The sequence below is a fragment of the Acinetobacter sp. BHS4 genome (assembly GCF_018454425.1).
In the GTDB taxonomy this organism is placed as follows: domain Bacteria; phylum Pseudomonadota; class Gammaproteobacteria; order Pseudomonadales; family Moraxellaceae; genus Acinetobacter; species Acinetobacter pittii.
The window spans coordinates 341,248-364,841 of the sequence record NZ_CP075323.1; the positions used below are offsets into that span (position 1 = coordinate 341,248).

21 protein-coding genes and 1 pseudogene are annotated in these 23,594 nt (G+C 39.1%); 15 read left to right on the forward strand and 7 right to left on the reverse strand.

Annotated elements, in window-relative coordinates:
* Positions 1-2 precede the first annotated feature (2 nt).
* The 14 genes from KIP84_RS01605 to KIP84_RS01670 all read left to right on the forward strand — a co-directional run bounded on the left by KIP84_RS01605 (position 3) and on the right by KIP84_RS01670 (position 18,590).
* The gene (locus KIP84_RS01605; RefSeq protein WP_068563956.1) at positions 3-530 is read left to right on the forward strand and encodes a pilus assembly protein PilP; all 528 of its coding nucleotides are present in this window, start codon (positions 3-5) and stop codon (positions 528-530) included.
* 62 nt (positions 531-592) lie between these two features.
* On the forward strand, positions 593-2,719 hold the full coding sequence (pilQ, locus tag KIP84_RS01610) for a type IV pilus secretin PilQ (RefSeq protein ID WP_068563954.1): 2,127 nt from the start codon (positions 593-595) through the stop codon (positions 2,717-2,719).
* Positions 2,720-2,730: 11 nt separating this feature from the next.
* Entirely contained in the window at positions 2,731-3,300 is a 570-nt protein-coding gene (gene aroK / locus KIP84_RS01615; protein WP_002116987.1) for a shikimate kinase AroK, read from the forward strand.
* Positions 3,301-3,328: 28 nt separating this feature from the next.
* Positions 3,329-4,411, forward strand: coding sequence for a 3-dehydroquinate synthase (gene aroB / locus KIP84_RS01620; protein ID WP_005067096.1), 1,083 nt, complete (start codon positions 3,329-3,331; stop codon positions 4,409-4,411).
* 16 nt (positions 4,412-4,427) lie between these two features.
* A complete protein-coding gene (locus KIP84_RS01625; protein ID WP_060464990.1) occupies positions 4,428-5,297 on the forward strand; it encodes a hypothetical protein in 870 nt (289 codons plus the stop codon).
* 461 nt (positions 5,298-5,758) lie between these two features.
* A complete protein-coding gene (gene gltB / locus KIP84_RS01630) occupies positions 5,759-10,234 on the forward strand; it encodes a glutamate synthase large subunit (RefSeq protein WP_213689808.1) in 4,476 nt (1,491 codons plus the stop codon).
* A 69-nt stretch (positions 10,235-10,303) separates the two neighbouring features.
* On the forward strand, positions 10,304-11,725 hold the full coding sequence (locus KIP84_RS01635; protein ID WP_002117101.1) for an FAD-dependent oxidoreductase: 1,422 nt from the start codon (positions 10,304-10,306) through the stop codon (positions 11,723-11,725).
* A gap of 173 nt (positions 11,726-11,898) precedes the next feature.
* A complete protein-coding gene (locus KIP84_RS01640) occupies positions 11,899-12,786 on the forward strand; it encodes a metal-dependent hydrolase (RefSeq protein ID WP_014207824.1) in 888 nt (295 codons plus the stop codon).
* A 130-nt stretch (positions 12,787-12,916) separates the two neighbouring features.
* On the forward strand, positions 12,917-13,507 hold the full coding sequence (locus KIP84_RS01645) for a LemA family protein (RefSeq protein ID WP_002117090.1): 591 nt from the start codon (positions 12,917-12,919) through the stop codon (positions 13,505-13,507).
* Between the two features lie 24 nt (positions 13,508-13,531).
* Positions 13,532-14,614 (forward strand): TPM domain-containing protein, encoded by a 1,083-nt coding sequence (locus KIP84_RS01650; RefSeq protein WP_213689206.1) that lies wholly within the window; start codon positions 13,532-13,534, stop codon positions 14,612-14,614.
* Positions 14,608-15,168, forward strand: coding sequence for a TPM domain-containing protein (locus tag KIP84_RS01655; protein ID WP_068563948.1), 561 nt, complete (start codon positions 14,608-14,610; stop codon positions 15,166-15,168). Before KIP84_RS01650 ends, KIP84_RS01655 begins: the two co-directional genes overlap by 7 nt.
* A gap of 347 nt (positions 15,169-15,515) precedes the next feature.
* Positions 15,516-16,058, forward strand: coding sequence for a prepilin-type N-terminal cleavage/methylation domain-containing protein (locus tag KIP84_RS01660; protein ID WP_068563946.1), 543 nt, complete (start codon positions 15,516-15,518; stop codon positions 16,056-16,058).
* Positions 16,059-16,129: 71 nt separating this feature from the next.
* Positions 16,130-16,864 (forward strand): TfpX/TfpZ family type IV pilin accessory protein, encoded by a 735-nt coding sequence (gene tfpZ, locus KIP84_RS01665; protein WP_068563944.1) that lies wholly within the window; start codon positions 16,130-16,132, stop codon positions 16,862-16,864.
* A 97-nt stretch (positions 16,865-16,961) separates the two neighbouring features.
* On the forward strand, positions 16,962-18,590 hold the full coding sequence (locus KIP84_RS01670; protein ID WP_213689207.1) for an O-antigen ligase family protein: 1,629 nt from the start codon (positions 16,962-16,964) through the stop codon (positions 18,588-18,590).
* Positions 18,591-18,633: 43 nt separating this feature from the next.
* On the opposite strand, the gene bfr is transcribed toward KIP84_RS01670, so the two are convergent.
* Positions 18,634-19,098: a bacterioferritin gene (gene bfr, locus KIP84_RS01675; protein ID WP_213689208.1), complete on the reverse strand. Its 465-nt coding sequence runs from the start codon at positions 19,096-19,098 to the stop codon at positions 18,634-18,636.
* 243 nt (positions 19,099-19,341) lie between these two features.
* The gene (locus KIP84_RS01680) at positions 19,342-19,536 is read right to left on the reverse strand and encodes a bacterioferritin-associated ferredoxin (protein ID WP_000289091.1); all 195 of its coding nucleotides are present in this window, start codon (positions 19,534-19,536) and stop codon (positions 19,342-19,344) included.
* Between the two features lie 102 nt (positions 19,537-19,638).
* Here KIP84_RS01680 and KIP84_RS01685 point away from each other — a divergent pair, with 102 nt between their 5' ends.
* Complete coding sequence (locus KIP84_RS01685; RefSeq protein ID WP_014207817.1) at positions 19,639-19,767, forward strand: hypothetical protein; 129 nt, start codon at positions 19,639-19,641, stop codon at positions 19,765-19,767.
* Here KIP84_RS01685 and KIP84_RS01690 read toward each other — a convergent pair.
* The 5 genes and pseudogenes from KIP84_RS01690 to gmk all read right to left on the reverse strand — a co-directional run bounded on the left by KIP84_RS01690 (position 19,757) and on the right by gmk (position 23,582).
* A complete protein-coding gene (locus tag KIP84_RS01690; RefSeq protein WP_002116996.1) occupies positions 19,757-20,140 on the reverse strand; it encodes a RidA family protein in 384 nt (127 codons plus the stop codon). The two genes, KIP84_RS01685 and KIP84_RS01690, sit on opposite strands and share 11 nt — an antisense overlap.
* 146 nt (positions 20,141-20,286) lie before the next feature.
* Positions 20,287-22,392, reverse strand: coding sequence for an HD domain-containing protein (locus KIP84_RS01695; RefSeq protein ID WP_002116807.1), 2,106 nt, complete (start codon positions 22,390-22,392; stop codon positions 20,287-20,289).
* Between the two features lie 15 nt (positions 22,393-22,407).
* Positions 22,408-22,563: pseudogene (locus KIP84_RS01700) on the reverse strand (hypothetical protein).
* Between the two features lie 38 nt (positions 22,564-22,601).
* On the reverse strand, positions 22,602-22,880 hold the full coding sequence (rpoZ, locus tag KIP84_RS01705) for a DNA-directed RNA polymerase subunit omega (RefSeq protein WP_002116990.1): 279 nt from the start codon (positions 22,878-22,880) through the stop codon (positions 22,602-22,604).
* A gap of 72 nt (positions 22,881-22,952) precedes the next feature.
* A complete protein-coding gene (gene gmk, locus KIP84_RS01710; protein WP_002116973.1) occupies positions 22,953-23,582 on the reverse strand; it encodes a guanylate kinase in 630 nt (209 codons plus the stop codon).
* Positions 23,583-23,594 lie beyond the last annotated feature (12 nt).

Sequence of the window (23,594 nt, forward strand, 5' to 3'; positions counted from 1 at the left end):
CGATGAAACTTAAACAATTTTCTCTTTCTATTTTGGCATGTTTAGCTTTAGCTGGATGCGACTCTAGAATCGACGCCGTAAATCAGCAAATGGCCGATATACGTAATCAGCCACCACAAGCCATAGAACCAGCGCCTGTTTTTACGCCTGTGCCACAATTTAATTATGCAGCCCATCAGTTAAAGAGCCCATTTTTACCAAGCTCACTTGCTGCTGAGCTGAAAATTATGGCGGGGAAACGAGTATATCCGAATTTCTCACGTGCACCACAGCCACTCGAAAGCTATGCATTAGAGTCCTTAAATATGAAAGGAAGTATGCGTAACAGCCGCGGGCAAGTCATGGCTCTGATCCAAACACCTGATCATCAAATTGAGCGAGTACAGGTAGGGAATTATATTGGGATGAATCAAGGTCGAATTACCCATATTGGTCCTACTCAGATTGATCTGGTGGAGATTGTCCCTGATGGGCGAGAAGGCTATGTGGAGAGACCAAGAACCTTAGTGTTAATTGGACCTGCGCCCTAAAATTTAGGGAATAACAAAGAAAAAATTATTTTTAAAGATTATTTATTGGGGATGGTTAGACAATGAATCACGTATTCCGTCAGTTTTCGATGGGGGCTATAGCGATTGCAATTACGCAAGTTGCATCTGCACAGGTCAGCATGACCAATATTGTACCGACGCAAATAGCGGGCCAAGGTACAGAAATTCGAGTGATATTTAATGGCTTGCCGCCACAACCGCAAGCATATCAACTTGAAAATCCTTCACGTTTGGTTTTAGATTTTAATAAAGCGCAGCTGAATTTAACCCAATCAAAAGTAGCGATTGGAACGAATGAAGCGAGTTCGGTCGATGTAAGCTCTGATGATCAGCGTTCACGTTTAACTGTAAATTTGAAAGAGGCAGGTGCTTTTACAACTCGTATTGAAGGCAACACTTTTATTTTAAAGATTAATTCTGCGCAAGCTGTAGTTAAACCTGTAGCAATAAGTGCGGCACAACCCCAAGGCGTTTCAAATATCGGCTTCCAACGCGGTAGTCAAGGGGAAGGTCTTATCGTTATTGACCTATTGGGAAGTAACACTCCTGTTGATGTGCAGCAACAAGGTAGCAAAGTTGTAGTAAGAACTTTAGGTTCTAAAATTCCTACTCATTTAGCTAAACGCTTAAATGTAAATGATTTTGCAACGCCTGTTTCGACCATTGAATCATATAATGATAAAGGCAATGGTATTATTACGATTCAATCTACTGGTAGCTATGAATATATGGCTTATCAGGCGGAAAATAAATTAACAATTAGTCTAAAACGTCCTCAAGATAAAAGTGTAAACACTTCATCTAAACCATCTAATTATTCTGGTAATAAGCTTTCTCTTGATTTTCAGGATATTGAAGTTCGTAGGGTTCTACAGTTACTTGCAGATTTCACTGGTATTAATATGGTGGCTGCCGATAGTGTTCAGGGTAATATTACGTTGCGGTTAAAAGATGTTCCGTGGGATCAGGCACTTGATATTATTTTAAAAACTAAAAATTTGGATAAACGTAGAAATGGAAATGTAATTTGGATTGCTCCAGTTGCTGAACTGATCAAGGCTGAAGATGATGAAGCAAAAGCTTTAGCGCAAACGATTAAGTTAGCGCCGATCCAAACCGATTACATTCATTTGAGTTATGCCAAAGCCATCGATTTACTTAAGTTAATTGAGGATTCTCGTGACGGGAAGGGGGCGGTTGCGAATCGTACTGCAAACTCGGATTCTCTTGCGTTGGAGAGCTTGCTAAGTTCACGCGGTAGTGCTGTGGCTGATACACGGACTAATACTTTAATTATTAATGACACAGCACAAAACATTGATAAAATCCGTAAAATGATTGATTTACTTGATGTACAAGTGAAGCAGGTTATGGTTGAGGCGCGTATTGTAAGAGCCTCTACTTCTTTTACCAAAGAGCTTGGCGTCAAATGGGGAATATTATCGCAAGGGATTACCAACAATAATAATTTATTAGTTGGTGGTAGCGAAACAACCTTATGGAATTTACGAGAGCCCAAAAAAGATGATACTACCGGTGGTTATAAATATACGATTGAACGTCCAGATAATTTAAATGTCGATTTAGGGGTTTCTAATCCAGCTGGAAGTATTGCCTTTGGCTTGATTAGTATGTCTGATTTTATGCTTGATCTCGAACTTTCTGCATTGCAAGCCGATGGCTATGGTGAAGTTATTTCCACACCTAAAGTCATGACCGCAGATAAGCAATCTGCAAAAGTCGCTACTGGTCAGCAAGTTCCTTATCTGATGACGACTACTTCTGGTGCGGGTTCCACAGCAACTACTTCATTTAAAGATGCGCTCCTAAGCTTGGATGTTACTCCGAGCATTACACCTGATGGTAAAATTCAAATGAAATTGGATATTTCAAAGGATTCTGTAGCTGGTGAAGCACCTAATGGTGAATTAATTTTAAATAAGAATAATATTAATACCAATGTACTTGTTAATAATGGTGAGACAGTCATTTTAGGAGGGGTGTTTGAGCAGACGACTTCTAATTCACAAACCAAGGTTCCTTTCTTTGGAGACATTCCTGTGGTTGGGCGTTTGTTTAGAAAAGATGTGAAATCTGATGATAAGCAAGAGTTACTGATTTTCGTTACGCCACGAATTGTTAATGACACTTTGGTGAGAAATCATTAATATATTTTTTAATGAAAGCAATTGAAATAGGTGGCGCCTTGCCAAGCAAAGCGTTTGAAACCCTGCCAAATATTTATTTGGTAGGGCCCATGGGGGCAGGAAAAACAACCGTTGGACGTCATTTAGCCGAACTATTAGGGCGTGAATTCTTAGATAGTGATCATGAAATTGAACGCAAAACAGGTGCCACTATTCCCTGGATTTTTGAGAAAGAAGGGGAGTTTGGATTTCGTACTCGTGAAACAGTAGTGTTAAATGAGTTGACTTCTCGTAAAGCCTTAGTGTTGGCGACAGGTGGAGGTGCGATTACTCAAGCACCCAATCGCGAATTTCTAAAGCAACGTGGTATTGTTGTTTATCTTTACACTCCTGTAGAACTACAATTACAACGCACTTACCGCGATAAAAATAGACCTCTATTACAAGTTGAAAACCCTGAACAAAAATTACGTGATTTGTTGAAAATACGTGATCCTTTATATCGTGAAGTTGCGCATTACACGATTGAAACCAATCAGGGTGCTGCTCGTGATCTTGCTCAAAAGATTTTGCAACTTATTTTGTCCAACCCGCTAAAATAGCCAAACTTACTTGTGGTTTTATAAACTCATGCAAACTTTACATGTTGAATTAGGCGAACGCCGTTATCCTATTTTTATTGGCAGTCAACTTGATCCTAAGCAGTTGCTTGAGCCTTATATTCATGGTCAACAGGTCATGATCGTGAGTAATGAAACGGTCGCTCCTTTATATTTATCTCATTATCAAGAAGCTTTAAAAAGTTTGGGTAAAACTGTAGCGACTTGTATTTTGCCAGATGGTGAGAAATATAAAGATATTCAACATCTAAATTTAATTTTTGATGCTTTACTTGAAGCTGGTTTTAATCGCGATTGTACGGTTTTAGCTTTGGGTGGTGGTGTTATTGGGGATATGGCTGGTTTTGCGTCAGCATGTTTCCAACGTGGTGTTTATTTTATTCAGGTTCCGACTACTCTTCTTTCACAAGTAGACTCAAGTGTGGGTGGTAAAACGGGGATTAATCATCCTCTTGGTAAGAACATGTTGGGCGCATTTCAGCAACCTCAAGTTGTTTTGGCTGATATGGCTCAACTCGATACTTTACCGGATCGAGAGTTATCTGCTGGATTATCAGAAGTCATTAAATATGCCTTGTTGGGTGACGCTGATTTTCTTGTTTGGTTAGAGCAGAATATGGATGGGTTAATTGGGCGAGATGCTGAACTTTTAGCAGAAGCTGTCTATCGTTCATGTGCTCATAAAGCGCGTATTGTTGCTAACGATGAAAAAGAGCAAGGCGAACGAGCTTTACTCAACTTAGGTCATACTTTCGGTCATGCGATTGAATCTTACCTTGGTTATGGCACTTGGTTGCATGGTGAAGCAGTAGCGACAGGCATGGTGATGGCGGCTGATTTATCACAACGTTTAGGTTGGATTTCAAGCGATGATGTAGAGCGTACAAAAAAAATTATTCAACGCGCTAATTTGCCGATATCATGTCCAAAAATTCCATTGGATGAATTCCTTGGATATATGGCGCATGATAAAAAAGTTCTCAATGGTCAATTACGTTTAGTGCTGTTAAAGCAACTTGGGCAAGCAGTAATTACTAAAGACTTTGATGTTGAACTCATGAAACAAGCTATTTTGGCAAATCAACACGGATAATAAATTAAGGTAACACATGACTGTATCACGTACACTTTGGCAGAATGTTCAACAATATATCTGGTTGGTGGGTGGTATCGTCTGCTTGTTGCTCGCTTTTATTTTTTGGGTAATGACCGATAGTAAAAAGCTGGTTGAAGTTGAAAAATCAGCTGATTCAGATGCCCCAGTGCAAATTCAGCCAGAGAAGGTAGCAACAACGGCTAATTTAGGGGCTTTAGCTGATGAAGTTAGACCTCTTGATTTAACAACCCGTACGGTTGCTTCTGGTCAGCATGAGGCAGAGTTCCGCGGTACAAAATTTATTAATGAAAACAAGAAACAATGGACGCTTGAGCTTTTCCGTGCGTCTGATGAAGACATTATTAAAAACTTTTTAAAAAATCGTCCAGAACGAAATAAATTTATCTACTTCCGTTTAAGCGGAGATAAGCAATCTGAACAATATGTTTTGACATACGGTGTATTTAAACGTTCTGAAGATGCAATTCAGCAGTTAACCCAACTTAATCTTGATTTACCTGAATCAATTAAACCCCAACCGCAACAATTTTCGACCTATGCGCCATTAGTCAATGATTTAGGGGCGGATGAAATGAAGGGTGGTATTAGCCAAACTTATGAAGTGCGGTTACGTCCAGCTGCTCTGCCTAAAATTGATGAGTCCTTACTCATAGGGGGTGGCGTGGCTACACAACCTAAAGTAGCGGCTCCAGCAACAAACTCTACAACTCGTACAACGATTATTCGTCGAGATGCTGAGGGGAATGTTGTGGATGTACATCAGTCTAATTCGGCAGTTGATGTGGCTAAAAAGGCTCAACAGAATCATACAGCAGACCCTACAGCAAAAAATGCAACAAATGAGGGCACAAGAGGTAATTAATTATAAGGATGTATCGCACAAATATGGTGCAATAATAATAGGTATATATATTTTTTGATCACCTGTGGTGCATATTTAGTCATTTATTAAAATGATAACGCGAATAAAATCGATCTATTTTCAATAATTATAAATACTTAATTGCAAAAAACAACATTGGCATAGTTTTTGCTTTATTCTTGTGCTTATTAATGTGCTGTAAACTATTTTAGCGCTTGAAAGAGTAAATTCTATGCAGGGTCGAGGGGTCGAACTGCTTTAAAAGAGTGCGAAATAAGTCAAAACATTTTTCTAGCAAAAACCAGTGTACGTAAAAATGGAACAGCGTATATTGGCTTATCAGCCCAAAAATTTTTTTTGTGAAACATTGAGCTAACTGTCGTCCGTAGGCACTATCGCAAAAAGAAGTTGTTTGTTTGACGCTCGAAAGAGCCTTATTGAAAGAAGGGTACGCTATGCACATGCCATCGCCTAATACTGTAGCTCCCGCTCAAGGTTTATATCAACCTGATGAGTTTAAGGATAACTGTGGTTTTGGACTGATTGCCCATATGAAGGGTGAATCAAGTCATCATCTAGTTGAAACCGCGATTCACAGTTTAAGTTGCATGACGCACCGTGGTGGTATTGCCGCAGATGGCAAGACGGGAGATGGTTGCGGCTTATTATTGGCGATGCCAAAGCAATTTTTCCGTGATGAAGCAAAAAAACTGAGTGATATTACACTGAGTGAAATTTTTGCTGTGGGTACTGTATTTTTAAATACTGATCCGGCATTAGCGCAACATTCTAAAAATATTTTAACGAAAGAAATCGAGTCAGATGGCCTACGTGTACTGGCTTGGCGTGTTGTCCCTACAAATAACGATGCATTAGGTGAAATTGCGCTTCAATCTTTACCAGCTTTTGAACAGGTCATTGTGAACTGTCCAATGGGCGTAACTGAAGTTGAATTTAACCGTAAATTATTCTTGGCACGTCGTCGTGCAGAACAACAATTACAAAATGATCCGTCATTCTATGTGACTACGCTTTGTTCGACAGTAATCAGCTATAAAGGCTTGATGATGCCGGCTGCAATTGCTGAGTTCTATACAGACTTAGCAGATGAGCGCTTAAAATCACATATCGTGGTCTTCCACCAACGCTTCTCTACTAATACATTACCGCGTTGGCCGTTGGCTCAACCATTCCGTTACCTTGCTCATAATGGTGAAATCAACACAATTACAGCAAACCGTAACTGGGCGTTGGCGCGTACTCCTAAATTTGAAAACCCATTATTACCAGGTCTTACTGAGCTTAACCCAATCGTTAACCGTACGGGTTCGGACTCTTCAAGCTTAGATAACATGCTTGAGATCTTAGTTGGTGGTGGTATGGATTTATTCCGTGCCTTACGTATGCTCGTACCACCAGCTTGGCAAAACGTAGAAACTTTAGATGCAGACTTACGCGCATTCTATGAGTTCAACTCTAAACATATGGAAGCTTGGGATGGCCCAGCAGGTCTTGTTATTCAAGATGGTCGTCATGCAATCTGTATGCTTGACCGTAACGGCTTGCGTCCTGCGCGTTGGGTAATTACTAAAAATGATTACATTACTTTGGCATCTGAAATCGGTGTTTGGGGTTATGAGCCTGAAGACGTAGTTTCTAAAGGTCGTGTAGGTCCTGGCCAAATTTTGGTAGTTGATACCTTAACAGGCAAAGTACTTGATACTAAAGATGTTAGTACACATTTGAAAAACATGCGTCCGTACCGTGAGTGGTTGCGTGATCATGCGATCCGTTTAAATGCAAACCCAGAACTTGAAGAGCAATTAGTCGATAAAGGCTTAACTGGCGACGCTTTAAAAGCGGCTCAAAAAATGTTTATGGTGACATTTGAAGAACGCGACCAGTTGTTACGTCCAATCGCTGAAAGTGGACAAGAAGCTGTTGGTTCTATGGGTGATGATACGCCAATGGCTGTATTGTCTCGTCAAGTACGCCACGTAACAGATTACTTCCGTCAACAGTTCGCTCAAGTTACGAACCCGCCAATTGACCCGCTACGTGAGTCAATTGTAATGTCGCTTGAAACCTGTTTGGGTCGTGAGCAGAATGTATTTGAGCAAGGCCCTGAGCATGCTGACCGTATCATCATCTCTAGCCCTGTATTGTCAAATTCAAAAATGCAGCAAATCCGTAGCATTGAGCGTCCGGGTTATGAAGCAGTTGATATCAATTTAAACTATGCCGAAGAAGAAGGGTTGCAAGCTGCGATCACGCGTATCTGTGAAGAAGCGGCGCAAGCGGTTCGTGATGGCAAAACTTTAATTGTTTTAACAGATAAAAATATCCGTCAAGGTTTACTGCCAGCAAACGCAGCACTTGCAACAGGTGCGGTACATCATTACCTCATCAAAACTGGCCTGCGTACTGATGCAAACATCATGGTTGAAACTGGTTTTGCACGTGATCCGCATCAATTTGCAGTATTACTTGGTTTCGGTGCAACGGCTGTTTACCCATACCTTGCATATGACGTAATTAATGACTTGATAGCTAAAGGTGAGCTTTTAGGTGACCCAATTCATGCGCAAGCAAACTTCCGTAAAGGTATTGAGAAAGGCTTATTAAAAGTTCTTTCAAAAATGGGTATCTCTACAGTTGCTTCTTATCGTGGCGGTCAGCTTTTTGAAGCAGTAGGTTTATCATCAGAAGTGGTAGATCAGTGCTTCTTAGGTGTTCCAAGCCGTATTCAGGGTGCAACATTTGCTGACCTTGAAAAAGACCAGAAAAAATTAGCAGCGACAGCTTGGTCAAATCGTAAGCCAATTGATCAGGGTGGTTTACTTAAATTCGTATTTGATAAAGAGTACCATGCGTTTAACCCAGATGTGATTAACGCATTACACAAAGCCGTTCGCTCTGGTAAATACGAAGACTTTAAAGAATATGCTGAGCTGGTGAATAACCGTCCAGTAGCGACTATTCGTGACTTATTTAAGTTAAAAACAACGAACTCAATTCCAGTTGAGCAAGTTGAATCTGTTGAAGATATCTTACCTCGTTTTGACTCGGCAGGTATGTCTTTAGGCGCTCTTTCCCCAGAAGCACACGAAGCAATCGCAATCGCGATGAACACGATTGGTGGTCGTTCTAACTCTGGTGAAGGCGGTGAAGATCCTGTTCGTTACGGCACAATTCGTAACTCGAAAATCAAACAGATCGCATCTGGTCGTTTTGGTGTAACTCCTGCATACCTAACTTCTGCTGAAGTATTGCAAATTAAGGTTGCTCAAGGTGCAAAACCAGGTGAGGGTGGTCAGTTACCGGGTGGTAAAGTAAATGGCTTAATTGCACGTTTACGTTACTCTGTACCGGGTGTAACGCTAATTTCACCTCCTCCACACCACGACATTTACTCAATTGAAGATTTGTCTCAGTTAATTTTTGACTTGAAACAAGTTAACCCGAAAGCAATGGTATCGGTGAAATTGGTATCTGAGCCAGGTGTAGGTACGATTGCTGCTGGTGTTGCAAAAGCTTATGCAGACTTCATTACCATTTCAGGTTATGACGGCGGTACCGCAGCATCTCCACTTTCTTCAATTCACCATGCGGGTTCTCCATGGGAATTAGGTTTGAGTGAGGCGCATCAAGCACTTCGTGTAAACGACTTGCGTGGAAAAGTACGTGTACAAACTGATGGTGGTTTAAAAACAGGTCTTGATGTAATCAAGGCAGCAATTTTAGGTGCTGAAAGTTTCGGCTTTGGTTCAACACCAATGATCGCTCTAGGTTGTAAATACCTCCGTATTTGTCACTTAAATAACTGTGCAACCGGCGTTGCAACTCAACAAGATCATTTACGTCAAGAGCACTACATTGGCGAGCCAGAAATGCTCATCAACTTCTTCCACTTTATTGCGGAAGAAACTCGTGAATGGTTGGCTGCATTAGGTGTTGCTTCATTGAAAGACTTAATTGGTCGTGTTGATTTGCTTGAAGTATTACCGGGCGAAACTGAAAAACATGCTCACCTTGATTTAAGTGCTCTGTTAACTTCTCATCCTTCTGCTGAAGGTAAAGCACAATACTGTCAAGTAGAAGGTAATGCACCATTTGATAAAGGTGTATTGGCTGAGAGAATGGTCGCTGAAATGCTTCCTGCAATTGAGTCAAGCGCTGGTGGTCAGTTCAACTTCAACGTCGTGAACTGTGACCGCTCAATCGGTGCTCGTGTTTCGGGTGAAATTGCTCGTCGCTACGGCAACTTGGGTATGGAAGCTCATCCAGTTGTAATGAACTTAACTGGTACAGCTGGTCAGTCGCTTGGTGTTTGGAATGCTGGTGGTTTACACATCCGTCTTGAAGGTGATGCAAACGACTATGTAGGTAAAGGTATGGCGGGTGGTCGTATTTCGATTTTCCCACCACAAGGTTCACCTTTCCAAACACAAAACACAGCAATTATTGGTAATACCTGTTTGTATGGTGCAACTGGCGGTAAGCTTTTTGCAGCAGGTACAGCGGGTGAGCGTTTTGCAGTTCGTAACTCTGGCGCATTTGCTGTAATCGAAGGTGCGGGTGATCACTGCTGTGAATATATGACAGGTGGTGTTGTGACTGTACTTGGTAAAGTAGGCCATAACTTTGGTGCGGGCATGACTGGTGGTTTTGCTTATGTACTTGACCTCGATAATGACTTCGTAGATTACTACAACCACGAATTGATCGATTTAAATCGTATTTCAACAGAATCTATGGAAGATCATAAAGAGTTCTTGTTGCGTATTATCGATGAGCATATCAAAGAAACTGGTAGTGCTTGGGCTTATAAAATCCGCAATGAGTTCGATTTCTACAGCCGTAAATTCTGGCTTGTGAAACCAAAAGCTGCTAACTTGCAAACGCTTTTGAAAACAACACAAGCTGACCCACAATAATTCCACGACTGCAAAGACATAGGCAGGTGCGGGCAACAAGGAAATCCGCGCCTACCCACGGAGAGAGACATGGCAGAACGCCTAAATAATGACTTTCAATTTCTGGATGTACCACGCCAAGATCCAGAGAAAAAAGATATTACTGTCCGCAAAGCAGAATTTGTGGAAATTTATAAGCCTTTTACATCGGAAACTGTCACTAATCAGACTCACCGTTGTTTAGGCTGTGGTAACCCATATTGTGAATGGAAATGTCCTGTACATAACTACATTCCAAATTGGTTAAAACTGATCGCTGAAGGCCAAATTTTCCAAGCTGCTGAGCTTTGTCATCAAACCAACACACTACCTGAGGTATGTGGTCGCGTATGCCCACAAGACCGTTTGTGTGAAGGTGCTTGTACCTTAAATGATGGTTTTGGTGCAGTAACCATTGGTAATGCTGAGAAATATATCAATGACACAGCTTTTGCTTTAGGTTGGCGTCCAGATATGTCAGGCGTAAAATGGACTGACAAAAAAGTTGCAATTATTGGTGCTGGTCCTGCTGGTTTAGGCTGTGCGGATATTCTAGCTCGCGGTGGTGTTAAACCAGTTGTATTTGATAAGCGTCCTGAAATTGGTGGCTTACTTACATTCGGTATTCCAGAATTTAAAATGGAAAAGGACGTAATGAAACGCCGTCGTGAAATCTTCACGGGTATGGGCATCGAATTCCGTTTGAATACTGAAATTGGTAAAGACATCACGATTGATGAATTACTTGCAGAATATGATGCTGTATTCATGGGTATGGGAACTTACACCTACATGAAAGGTGGTTTCCCGGGTGAAGATCTTGATGGTGTTTATGATGCACTTGATTTCTTAATCTCTAACGTGAACCGTTGCCAAGGTTGGGAAAAAGATCCAAGTGAATACATTAGCCTAGATGGTAAAAAAGTGATTGTTCTAGGTGGTGGTGATACCGCTATGGACTGTAACCGTACTTCTTTACGTCAAGGTGCTCACGATGTAACTTGTGCATACCGTCGTGATGAAAGCAATATGCCGGGTTCTGCACGTGAAGTAAAAAATGCCTATGAAGAGGGTGTGAAATTCCTATTCAATCGTCAACCAGTCGAAATCGTTGGGGAAAATGGCAAAGTGACAGGCGTAAAAGTGGTAACGACACAAATGGGTGAACCAGATAGTCGTGGCCGTCGTAGCCCTGAGCCAATCCCTGGTTCTGAAGAAGTATTACCAGCTGATGCAGTTTTACTTGCTTTTGGTTTCCGCCCAAGCCCAGCAGACTGGTTTGGTAATGTGAATATTAATCTTGATGGTTCAGGCCGTGTTGTCGCAGCTGAAAAGCAAGAATTCAAATTCCAGACCTCAAACCCGAAAATCTTTGCTGGTGGTGATATGGTACGTGGCTCAGACCTTGTCGTTACTGCGATCTGGGAAGGCCGTCAAGCTGCCGAAGGTATTTTGGATTATCTTGGTGTTTAATAAAGATATTTGTTAAAACACTCAAAAAAGCCTACTTCAAGTAGGCTTTTTTATTGTCTACCATTAGTCACTTTGATGTTTTTGGCAAATATAATAAGCTTTTTTGCCCTTTTTAGCTTTTTAAGCTCGCGACATACTTGAAACTTCCTTCTTCAATACAGTAGGTGTTGAATATGAACATCGCAGGTATGACGGCAGAAAAATCATATTTAAATCGTCGAAAAGCGTTGGGTATTACAGTGCGTCGTCTTGAATTTAATCCAAAGGCGATCAAGCGGCACTATTTTGCAAATTCACCCCTCATGTCGCATTTTTTAACTGCACTCTCATCAACGTTTCCGGTGGGTGAGCAATTTTTTGTAAATAGCGTACGTAATGTACGTGACAAAGTCTCAGATCCTCAGCTACAAGCACAAATTGCGGCGTTTATTGGACAAGAGGCCATGCATTCCAAAGCACATGGCGAGTTTAATGAAGCTTGGCGAAGGGATGATTATAATCTGGACAGTTTTCAAAATTGGCTAAATGAGCGCGATAAATATTTAAGAACAATTCCACCTAAGCTGCAATTGGCACTCACCTGTGCATTTGAACATTTCACTGCTTTACTTGGGGGATATGTTTTACAACATCCAGAGTTATTAAAAACCCTAGATGAAGATGCGCTAAAACTTTGGGTATGGCATGCGATTGAAGAAATTGAACACCGTTCGGTTGCATTTGATGTTTATCAACATGTATATGGTGATGATCGTATCCGTCGCTTACTCATGCGTAGCGTCACTACTGGATTTGCGAGTCTCGCTTTTTATGGGACAACTCGTTTATTTTGGCAAGATAAATGGAATAGCTTACCTAAAATTGGGGGTAATTTATTTGGATTATATTTGCTGATGAAGATGCTTGTTCAGTTAATGCCTGAATACTTCGCATATTACAAAAAAGACTTTCATCCGAGTCAAAAAGATTATGGCAGGATGGTTAATTATTGGAAAAGCTCTTTGGCAGAAGAATATCAAATGGCAAGTTTTGAACAAGAAAAAGATCAGCGATTGAGCTAATAGATAACCGGATTTAAAAGTCCGGTTTTTTAAAATCAATAAAATAAAAGCAACACAATAATGCCTAATTCATCATACAATCAGGTAAAGAGGTTAAAAATATAAAGAAAAACTTGAGGATAATGTGACGATGAAAACGTTGAAACAATTTGCGATCGCAACAACACTTGCCAGTACCTTACTGTTTTCGGGGTGTGGCTATAACACTCTACAAGTAAAAGATGAGGCTGTAACAGCAGCGTGGTCTGAAGTACAGAACCAATATCAACGTCGATCAGATTTGGTACCAAATCTTGTAAACGTCGTTAAAGGCTATGCTAAGCATGAAGAGCAAGTATTAACCGAAGTAACACAGGCACGTTCTAATGTAGCAGGTTTAAAAGTTGATAAAGAAGTTTTAGAAGACCCAGCTTTACTTGAAAAATATCAACAGGCTCAAAGTCAGTTAACAGGGGCGTTATCTCGACTCATTGCTGTTTCGGAAAATTACCCAGATTTGAAAGCCAATACTCAATTCCAAGAATTACAAGTTCAGCTTGAAGGTACTGAAAACCGGATTGCTGTTGCACGTAATCGTTATATTACAACAGTACAAGACTATAACTCATATGTGCGTCAGTTCCCGCAGGCAGTAACAGCAAAAGTAATTGGTATGCATCCAAAAGCCAATTTCTCTGCAGAAGCATCTGCACAACAGGCTCCAAAAGTTTCTTTTGATTAATTTTATAAATCAAAGGAGTGCCGTATGAGAAATACTCTATTGCTTCAAGCAAAGCAAATTAAGGTCTTTATTTCGACCTTAATTTTGCTCTGTTGTGGTGTTCTTTTTCAGAATACGGCATGGAGTGAAACTAATATTGCAACTGCTACCGATGAGGCTGATGCAATAGTTGCTGGCAAAATTATTCAAAAGCAACAAACTCAAACTGCTGCAACTAAACTAGAGGGGCAAGCTGCTTCAAGTCCTGCTCCTCAAGTCCAAGTTACTAATGATATGGCTGATGGGGAATCAATTCGTGGTTTGCCAACTTTAAACCAGCCTGTTATTGATCAAGCCAATATCTTAAGCGAAGCTGAGAAGCAGCAACTTAATCAGAAAATTTTAAATTTATACCAGCAGGGTAAGGCGCAAATAGGCATTGTGATTGTTCCTACCACTGGCCAAGAAGATATTTTTGATTACGCTTTACGAGTAGGTGAAAAATGGCAACTCGGTTCAAGTAAACGAGATAATGGGTTACTTATTGCGGTTGCGGTAAATGACCGCCGTATACAAATACTAACCGGTTATGGCTTAGAAGGAGTATTGCCGGATATTGTGGCAAGTCGGATTATTCGAAACCAAATTACACCTTATTTTAAACAAGCCCAATATGCCCAAGGTTTGAGTGCAGGTCTTGATGAAATCGGAAGAATTTTAAATCTTGACCCGGAAGTAGCACAGCAAGCTGCCCAAGATTTAAAAGAACGTCAGCATCAAGCTGCAGAAGAACAGCAAGCTAAGCAAACAACGCTGACAATGGCTTTATTTATCCTTGTTGCTGGAATTGTGGGTTCGTTTATTGTTGGTCGTCCGCTTAGTGCATCTACAGCAGGTGTGGCTGCTGCGGTAGCAGGATTTGTAAATGGCGCAGGTCTAGTGACTAGCTTACTACTTGGTTTTGGTATTTTCTTTTTACTCATTACATCAATTGCCCAACTTATTTTACAAGCCATTTTAAGTGGTTCTGGCGGTGGTGGACGCGGAGGAGGCTTCGGCGGAGGTGGCGGAGGCTATGGTGGTGGCGGAGGTCGTTTTGGCGGTGGAGGTGCTTCAGGCTCATGGTAACAACATCAGAAACAACACAAATTATTACTCAACCAAAAATTGAGGAATCTGTAGAGCCAAGCATAAAACGTTGGTTTAAACATCTATGCTATTTACCTGCTAGTAGTCGTTATTTTTCAAAACAAGATAAGCAAGCTATTGCAGATGCTGTACAACAAGCAGAACATGGCCATGTTGGAGAAATACAGGTTGTAATTGAAGGCCATATTCCAGTATCACAAGCCTACAGACAAAATACGCGTTTAAGAGCACAGCAATTATTTGCAGAATTAGGTGTTTGGGATACTGCATTAAATAGTGGTGTATTGTTATACCTAAATTTATGTGAGCGAACAGTAGAAATTATATTTGATCGTGGAATTCGAAATGCGACTAACGATCAAGTCTGGCAACAGATTTGTGAAGTAATAGTACAAAAGCTGAAGCAAAAGCAATACCAACAAGCTGTCGTGATGGGTGTGCAGCAAATTGGAGAGGTGATGTCACGGTTTTATGACGAAAACATGCCTGATCAATCCAATGAATTGGGGAATGCTCCGATTATTCTTAATTAACTAGCCTTGTAACATTCCAGTATTAGCTAATTTCATAATTTTACTTTTAAAGGTGATTGACAAAAAATGTCACCTACTTATTTATTTTTAAAGAGATTTTTTTCACATAAATAAACATAAAATTTGAATTGTGTAATTTATTTTTTTTAATGTGTGAATTGTTTTCATAAAAATTTATATGACATTTTTTGTCAATTACTTACACCTGTTTAATATTTAAGAATATTTAATTCTAGCATAAGTATTTGTTTTTTAATTAAAATAAAAGTTGGCATGGATGCTGCAATATAGTTAATAGCTGAAAAAGCTTATATAAAAACATACATACAATCTTTGGGGAAAAGGCTATGAATGCACAAAAAGGTTTTACTTTAATTGAACTCATGATCGTAGTTGCCATTATTGGTATTTTGGCTGCAATTGCGATTCCTGCTTATTCAGATTATACCGTACGTACACGTATTTCTGAGGGATTAAATTTAGCGGATAGTGCAAAACAAATGATTGCATCAGACGCTGCTTCAGTAAACGATTTAAAGTCGGTAGCTACTACTTGGAATGGACAAGCTGAAGGCAGTGGTGCAAACTCTAAATATGTTAACTCTGTACAGATTAATGAAAAGACAGGCGAAATTGAAGTTGTTTATAATGCGCCAGCCGTTGGTATTGGTGCAGCAGCAAACAAGTTATACCTTAAACCTTATGTTCGTTCTAAGAAAGCTGGTGAAGCTGGCGTAGCATTAGATGCCGCATTAGCATCTGGTGAGACTGGAGCAATTGATTGGGGTTGTTCATCTGCTACACATAGTGCTGCTACAGATGCAAAACTAGAGACTGGTTTAAGTACTGGTACATTAGAAGCAAAATTTGCTCCAGCTGCTTGCCGTTAATTTTTAGATGAATAAAAAAGACCGTTTTTTCGGTCTTTTTTATTAAGTACAGAATAGTTAAGAGTATTAAGATGTCTAAGCGCTTTAAGTTCTTTCTAAGCCACTTATCTATTTCGATGATAGTAGCTTTAATTATTCTCATTTGTTTTTTTCTTGTTTGGTATCCAGAACCTTTAGCCAAAGCTGTAGGAGCTATTCACCTCTTTATAATGATAATAGCTATAGATGTTATATTAGGCCCTGCCTTAAGCTTCTTTGTATATAAAGAAGAAAAGAAAACACTTAAATTTGATTTAACAGTAATCATCCTAATTCAAATTTTAGCTTTAGGATATGGTTTATATAGCATTGTTCAAGGTCGACCTGCTTGGGTGATCTATAATGTTGATCGTTTTGAGCTTGTACGTAATAATGAAATTACTAATACCAATCTTCAAACAGTTCGGCCACAATTCCGTTATCCTTCTTGGTTTAAGCCCAGCTTTGCCGCTGTTGAAGTGCCAAAAAATAAGGAAGAGCGCAATAAAAGTATGTTTGATGAAATATTTAGTGGTATTTCTTCTGCTCAACGGCCAGAACTTTATGTAGATTTAGTACAAATTAAGCCTCTTATACAGCATAGAGTTCAAAACTTAAATGAGCTTGAAAAATTTAATTCTAAACAGCAAGTAAAAGAAATTCTAAAAAAATATCCATCAGCTGATGCTTGGGTTCCTTTAAAAGCGAATGCTATAGATATGGTTGTGTTGATGAATAAGAGCTCTGCTCAGGTTGTTAAAATTGTTGATCTAAGACCTTGGAAGTAAAAGTAAGACATAGGATGAGGGAATATAAATAGGACTTAATTCTTATCATCCTCTTCCATGTATAATTCTCCCAAGTTTTGGCCTTTAACCTTTTACTATGCAAGTATTCTTCCTATTCCTCGCTGCAATCCTGTTGAGTTTTGCATGGTTGTCTCCATTTCATTATAGCCCTTGGGTGATGTTCTCAAGTGAAGTCAGTACTTTTGGGGCCGGGTTATGTGTATTGGCGGCTCTAATTCAACAAAATATTAAAATTCCTAGAGCACAACTATTGTTGCTGCCATTTACTTTAATTCCTATTGTCCAGTGGGGCTTTGGTTTAGTTTTTGATTTAAGTACGGCTTTATTAAGTACATTTTACTTATTAGGTTTTTGGTTTATGGTCTTGGCTGGCTACAACCTATCTTTAGATCAAAAAAAGAGAGATCAAATTTTTTCAGGTTTTAGCTTATTAGTAATTATTACATCGCTATTAACTAGTCTTATAGCAATTTTCCAGTGGCTGAATATTGAATCGCATTTAATTTATATACTTCATTTAATTGGTAACCGTCCTTACGGAAATTTTGGTCAACCCAACAACATGGCAACATTCTTAATTATCGGGTTGTTAGGATGTTTGTATTTATATGAAAAGAATAAAGTAACATTGTGGTTATTATTGCCTTCAGCATTGATTATTTTATTTACCATTGCATTGAGTCAGTCTCGAACTTCATGGATCGTTTTTCCATTCCTATTCATCTACTGGGTGGTTAAGCAATTTAAAAAGCAAAAAAGATTTGGATTTAGTCAAGGCTTCTTGTGGTGCTTAGCTTTTTTTCTAATTGCGGGACTAATCTTACCTTATATCACTCAATTTATTGAATTCTCTACAAATACAGAAATTACTGAAACAAGTTCGTTTGTTGCGCGTGCGGGGTCGGGGCATGAGCGTATAGGGATGTGGATACAAATATTACACGCTATAGCTAAGCAGCCATGGTTAGGGTATGGATGGAGTCAAACTAGCGTTGCTGTAGTTGATAGTATTCAATATGGGACAGTACATGTATGGTTTAATAGTGCTCATAATGTGCTACTGGATATCATCATCTGGAATGGTATCCCATTAGGCGCTGTAATCATTACTTACTTTGTTTTTTGGTTTCTTTGGTTAAATCAACAGGCTAAAAATACTATCTCAATTATAGCGATTATGATGGTATGCGCAGTGCTTATTCATGCTATGTTTGAGTTTCCACAGCGCTACGCTTATTTCTTGCTTACCTGTGGATTCCTGCTTGGTATAGTGCAAGCTCAGACTCCTGTGCTTAAAGGAATTGTCCTCAGTAAACATCTTTTTCGTTTAACATGGGTTGTAGGCTTGCTGCTTATTATTGCAATTCTACGTGATTACAATGTCTATGTTCTGAATAGTAATTTGCTTTTTAATAATAAACGTCCAAATGCTGAATTTATGGGAAGTGATAAAATTTTTGTTTTAACACAGTTTGAGCAGCGTTTACGTTGGATTGAACTTAATCCTAGAACTACCTTATCTGAGAATGATTTAGTAGAATGGGGAAATTTAGTAAAGAACAAAGCAACTCCATACAACTTACGTAAATACGCAAAACTACTCGCTTACAATGGAAAAGTGGAGCAAGCACAGCAGCAGATATTAATTTTGCAACATCTTTATAAGCAAAAAATAACGTTATCGGAATTACTAAAAGAGAAGTAATAAAAAATCCCCTTAAGTATAAGGGGATTTTTTTTATGAGAAATTACATTTGGCTCTGGATATAATTTTCAATACCAACATTGCCAATAAGATCAATTTGAGTATCTATCCAGTCCCAGTATTCTTCTTCTTTTTCTAGAATTTCTTGAACAAGGTCACGAGTGACATAGTCTTGCTCTGTTTCAGCTAAAGCAACCGCTTTTTGAATTGCTTCTATATTTTCTTTTACTTTACGAATGTCACAGTGCAGAACTTCTTCTGTGTGTTGACCAATATAAAGCTTACCTAAATGTTGAAGGTTAGGTAGTCCTTCTAAAAATAAAATACGTTCAATGATTTTATCGGCATGTTTCATTTGACGAATTGATTCTTTATATTCAGCAGATCCAAGCTGCTCAATTCCCCAGTCATTAAACATACGCGAATGTAAAAAGTATTGATTAATTGCAGTTAAATGATGATACAGCACTTGATTGAGCTGATTAATGACATCACGATTGCCTTTCATTGTAGCTACTCCAAAACAATTTCTGCCTCAAACTTAATTAAGGCAATCTATAAATCCATTTTAGTGAACAATCACGGAGATGGCGAGTAATTTATGGAACAGCAAATGAAAATCGCAATCAAAAACAACACAGTATTAGAAAGGATGTTTTTATGTCAAAAAAAACCGCTTGAATGAGGAACTATAAAGGTTCCGCAAAAAGCGGTGGAGGAGTCAATAAATTTTGTTAAATATTAATTTTTATTATGCAGCTACAGAAATGCGAGCAGCGATTTCTGCTAATTCTTCGCTAATGATAGCGCGGGCTTCTGGTGCACAGCGTCCACAGCATGTACCAAGATCAAGCAAGTCGCGAATTTCACGATAGCTCTCAGCGCCATTTTCAATAGCGTCTTTAATATCCTGATCGGTAATGCCACGACACAAGCAAACGTACATGGGAGTGATCCCCAAATATAAATGCGATAATTGATATTATTGATAATTATTATCGTTTGTCAATGAAATTCATTTAAAATCTCATTTATCATTATTGGGATTTTGGATAAAAAAATACCACCTAAGCGGAAATCTAAAAAGAATTTAGATTTTTATACAAAGGTGGTTCGTATTTTAAAAATTAAATATTTTAAAGTTGGATGGTTTAAAAATTTATATCTTATTGATTAATAATTACAATTCCGTCCATTTCTACTAATGCACCTTTTGGTAAGCTTGCTACACCAAGCGCTGCACGTGCAGGGTAGGGCTGAGCAAAATATTCACCCATAATTTGGTTTACGAGTTGGAAATTTGATAGATCTGTTAAAAAAATATTGAGCTTAGCAATATCTGCAAGTGAACCACCAGCAGCTTCACAAACTGCTTTTAAATTATCAAATACACGGCGAATTTGAGCTTCAATACCTTCTACAAGTTCCATACTGTATGGGTCTAAACCAATTTGCCCTGAAAGATATAGCGTATTATCTACTAAAATAGCTTGAGAATAGGTGCCGATAGCAGCAGGGGCATTTTCAGTATGAATGACTTGGCGGGACATTTGGTTCTCCTTGATTAAATCTATTTCCATCATAATCGATGATAGCTTTGGACAAAAGTATCATCGATTTAATTGATTAAGTGAATTTGGAAAGTTTGATTTTGTTAAGGAAACAAAAATTTATAACCAATAGTCTCTATAAAGATTTAGCTTACTTTTGAAATTTCCATTTGCGGAGCAGGAGCGTCTAAACGTTCAATCCGTGGGAAACCATAGTGCATGCGTAAATCACGAATGACTTTTGCAATATGTTTACGGTTATTCACTACAATATTCACAAAAGTTCTTTGCTCATTTGAGTGAACCATCTCTACCCCAGCGTTATTTTTACGACATTGGTAGATCAGGTCTGATACTTGTTCATCATTCATTGCCATATAAATAGCGAGGTAGGCTGTAAAACGTACATCATCTACATCATCTGCTTTCCATTGAAGCGGCATAATATTTTCAGGATGTAAATGTTGCTCATGTAGTAAATTATGACAGCGAATTCGATGCACAATTAACCCTCGACGTGTTAAATGTCCTTGAATTGGATCGCCTAAAATTGGATTGCAACAATGTGCATATTTAACGTCAACTCCTTCAGTGCTTTGAATAAGTCGATCTGAGTTTTCTACTTGTGGATGTTTATCATGAGCAAACAGGTGGTTTGCTACAAGTTGAGGTAGTAAATCGCCAACCGCAATTTGTTCAAACAATGTATTTTTATTATCGATATGGCGCCATTGCAATAGATCTAGCCAGTCAGCTTCAGAAAGATCATTGATTGAACGATTAAAAAGTTTCAGTGCACGAGAAAGGGCTTGTGCACCAACTAGACGTTGTTCTTCGATATCTTGATCTTTTAGTACATGCTGTAATGCACGACGTGCTTTTTGCGTATTAATAAAGCTTAGCCAGTCTGGGTTTGGTGTCGCTAAAACATCCGTAATAATCTCGATAACCTGACCACTAACTAATGGGGTAGAGAGTGGTTTAATCTCTCCATCGACTTTTGCACCAACCGCATGGTTACCTAAAAATAAGCTTGCTGAATAAGCAAAATCAACTACGGTAGCGCCTTGCGGTAGCTCATGCAGTTGACCGTGTGGTGTATATACCCAGATTTTTTCTTGGTGTAGATAATCCAGCAAATCATTAAAAGTTGTTTTAGCACATTCGCCGTCAATCAATGTATTTAAGTTCTGCATTGAAGCCTGAATGGCAGAGCGGCAAGTTTGCGGCGCATTTTCACCTAAAACTACCCCAAAACGGGCAGCTTTACGCATGAGCTCGGTTTGAATGGTAAGAGATAGTGTTGTTTTTTCGCCTTTAAGTTTAATCAATAAAGACTGATTACCGCCGGGTAATGGTCGACGAATGTGGTCTTGGTACTGGATAACCTGAAAGTTTTCTCTTAATGCTTCTTCTAAGCGGTCACAGTCGGCAATGCTTTGTAGAACAATTTCAAAAGCATGACTATGGGTAAGCTCTTGGAGATCCATTTCGTTTTTAACGAAATGGCGTAATAATTCGATATTGTTATTTTTCTTTTTAATACGGCCTTGAATATGATAATTATGCAGAAGTTCAGCGAGGTTTTGTTCCCAAATACTTTGATATTTACAGCGTTCTGGCTTTGTCTGTAGCAGAGCATTCTGAACGTTATCAAACATATCAAGGTCAAGGTTTTGATAGCAGAGATTCTCTAGATTATCGCCCATTTCATTCATGCCGACTAATCTTGCCATCGGTACAAATATATCAAAGGTCTCTTGAGCAATGCGGGCACGTTTATCTGGACGTAAAGCACCTAGAGTTGTCATATTATGATAGCGATCTGCTAATTTAATAATGATGACACGTGGATCTTGTAAGGTTGCTTGCAGAATTTTTCGGAATGAAGCTGCCTTGTTATATTCTTTATCGCTTGATTGGCTAAGTTTGGTTACACCATCGACTAGCTCTGCAACTGTTAGGCCAAACTTCTCAATAATATCTTCTTTTGTATATTGAGTATCTTCAATAACATCATGTAAAAGTGCTGCCATTAAAGTTTCAGCATCTAAACGCATGTTTGCAAGAATACAGCTTACAGCAATCGGATGCAGAATATAGGGTTCGCCACTTTTACGCGTAATGCCAGTGTGTGCTAGATCGGCAAAATCGCAGGCAGCAAGCACTTTTTCGACTTCACTTACCGATAAGTAAGGGTCGATAATTAATTTGAGCTGTTGCTTGGCTTGGCTGACCTCTTCGCCTGGCATAAATCACCCTTTTTCCTATTGCTGAAAAACTAAATCTATCTGCTTCTTAATGAAAAGCATATTGCGGAACTTGTCAATTTTTTCATTTGAAAAAGTGTATTTTTTTTTCAATGAAAATAATTGCTTTTCTCAATATGTTTAAATATGGGACAAAGCCAAATAAAAAACCATCGCAGAAAAACGATGGTTTTTTTATGAAACAGGGTGAATTAGAAAGAAAAACCTTCTAAATTCAAGCTGTTTGTAGAAAGGGCAAGATCAAGACTAGAAGTTTGGTAATCTTGCTCACGTTGTTTAAGAATTTCTTTCGTAACGTGCCCTGCCGCGATTTCGCGCAAAGAAACTACAGTCGGTTTGTCGTTATCCCATTCTACAGTTGGCTCCATGCCTTGACGTGCCAATTGACGAGCACGTTTACTTGCAACGAGCACAAGCTCAAAACGGTTGTCTACATGATCTAAACAATCTTCAACGGTGACGCGTGCCATAAAAGTTCTCGTTCTGGAATGGTAAATTTGAACAGACTAAATAGTATAAAAGGCTTTCGATCTAGACTCAAGTTATTCCTGTTTTGGTTGAGGAGTAATCAAGTCTTGAATTAAAGTTTGGTGACGTTTTGCTTGCTGAGATAGCACTAAACGGTTTGCTGTAATCACAGCTTCAAGCTCATGTAAAGCTTTATTAAAATCATCATTGATAATGATGTAATCAAAGTTCGTGTAGTGCTGCATATCTTCTACGGCACAGCTTAAACGATGCTCAATGACTTCAACTGAGTCAGTGCCGCGATTAGATAAACGCTGGCGTAGATCAAATTGAGTTGGAGGTAAAATAAATATTTGTTTGGATTCAGGGAAAAGTTTGCGGACTTGTTCTGCACCTTGCCAATCAATTTCAAGTAAGACATCGTGTCCTTGAGCTAACTGTTGCTTTACCGTAGCTTGAGAAGTGCCATAGTAGTTACCAAATACTTCAGCGTATTCGATAAAGCCATCATGGTTGACTTGGTCTAGAAATTCATCTTTTGTAGTGAAGTGATAGTGAACACCATCTAACTCACCGGGACGTTGACCTCGGGTAGTATGCGAGACTGAAACATGTAAATTGCTTACACGGTCAAGCAGGGCTTTCACCAAAGATGTTTTGCCTGTTCCTGATGCAGCAGAAACGACAAACAATAGACCCGACATGATATTTTTCCT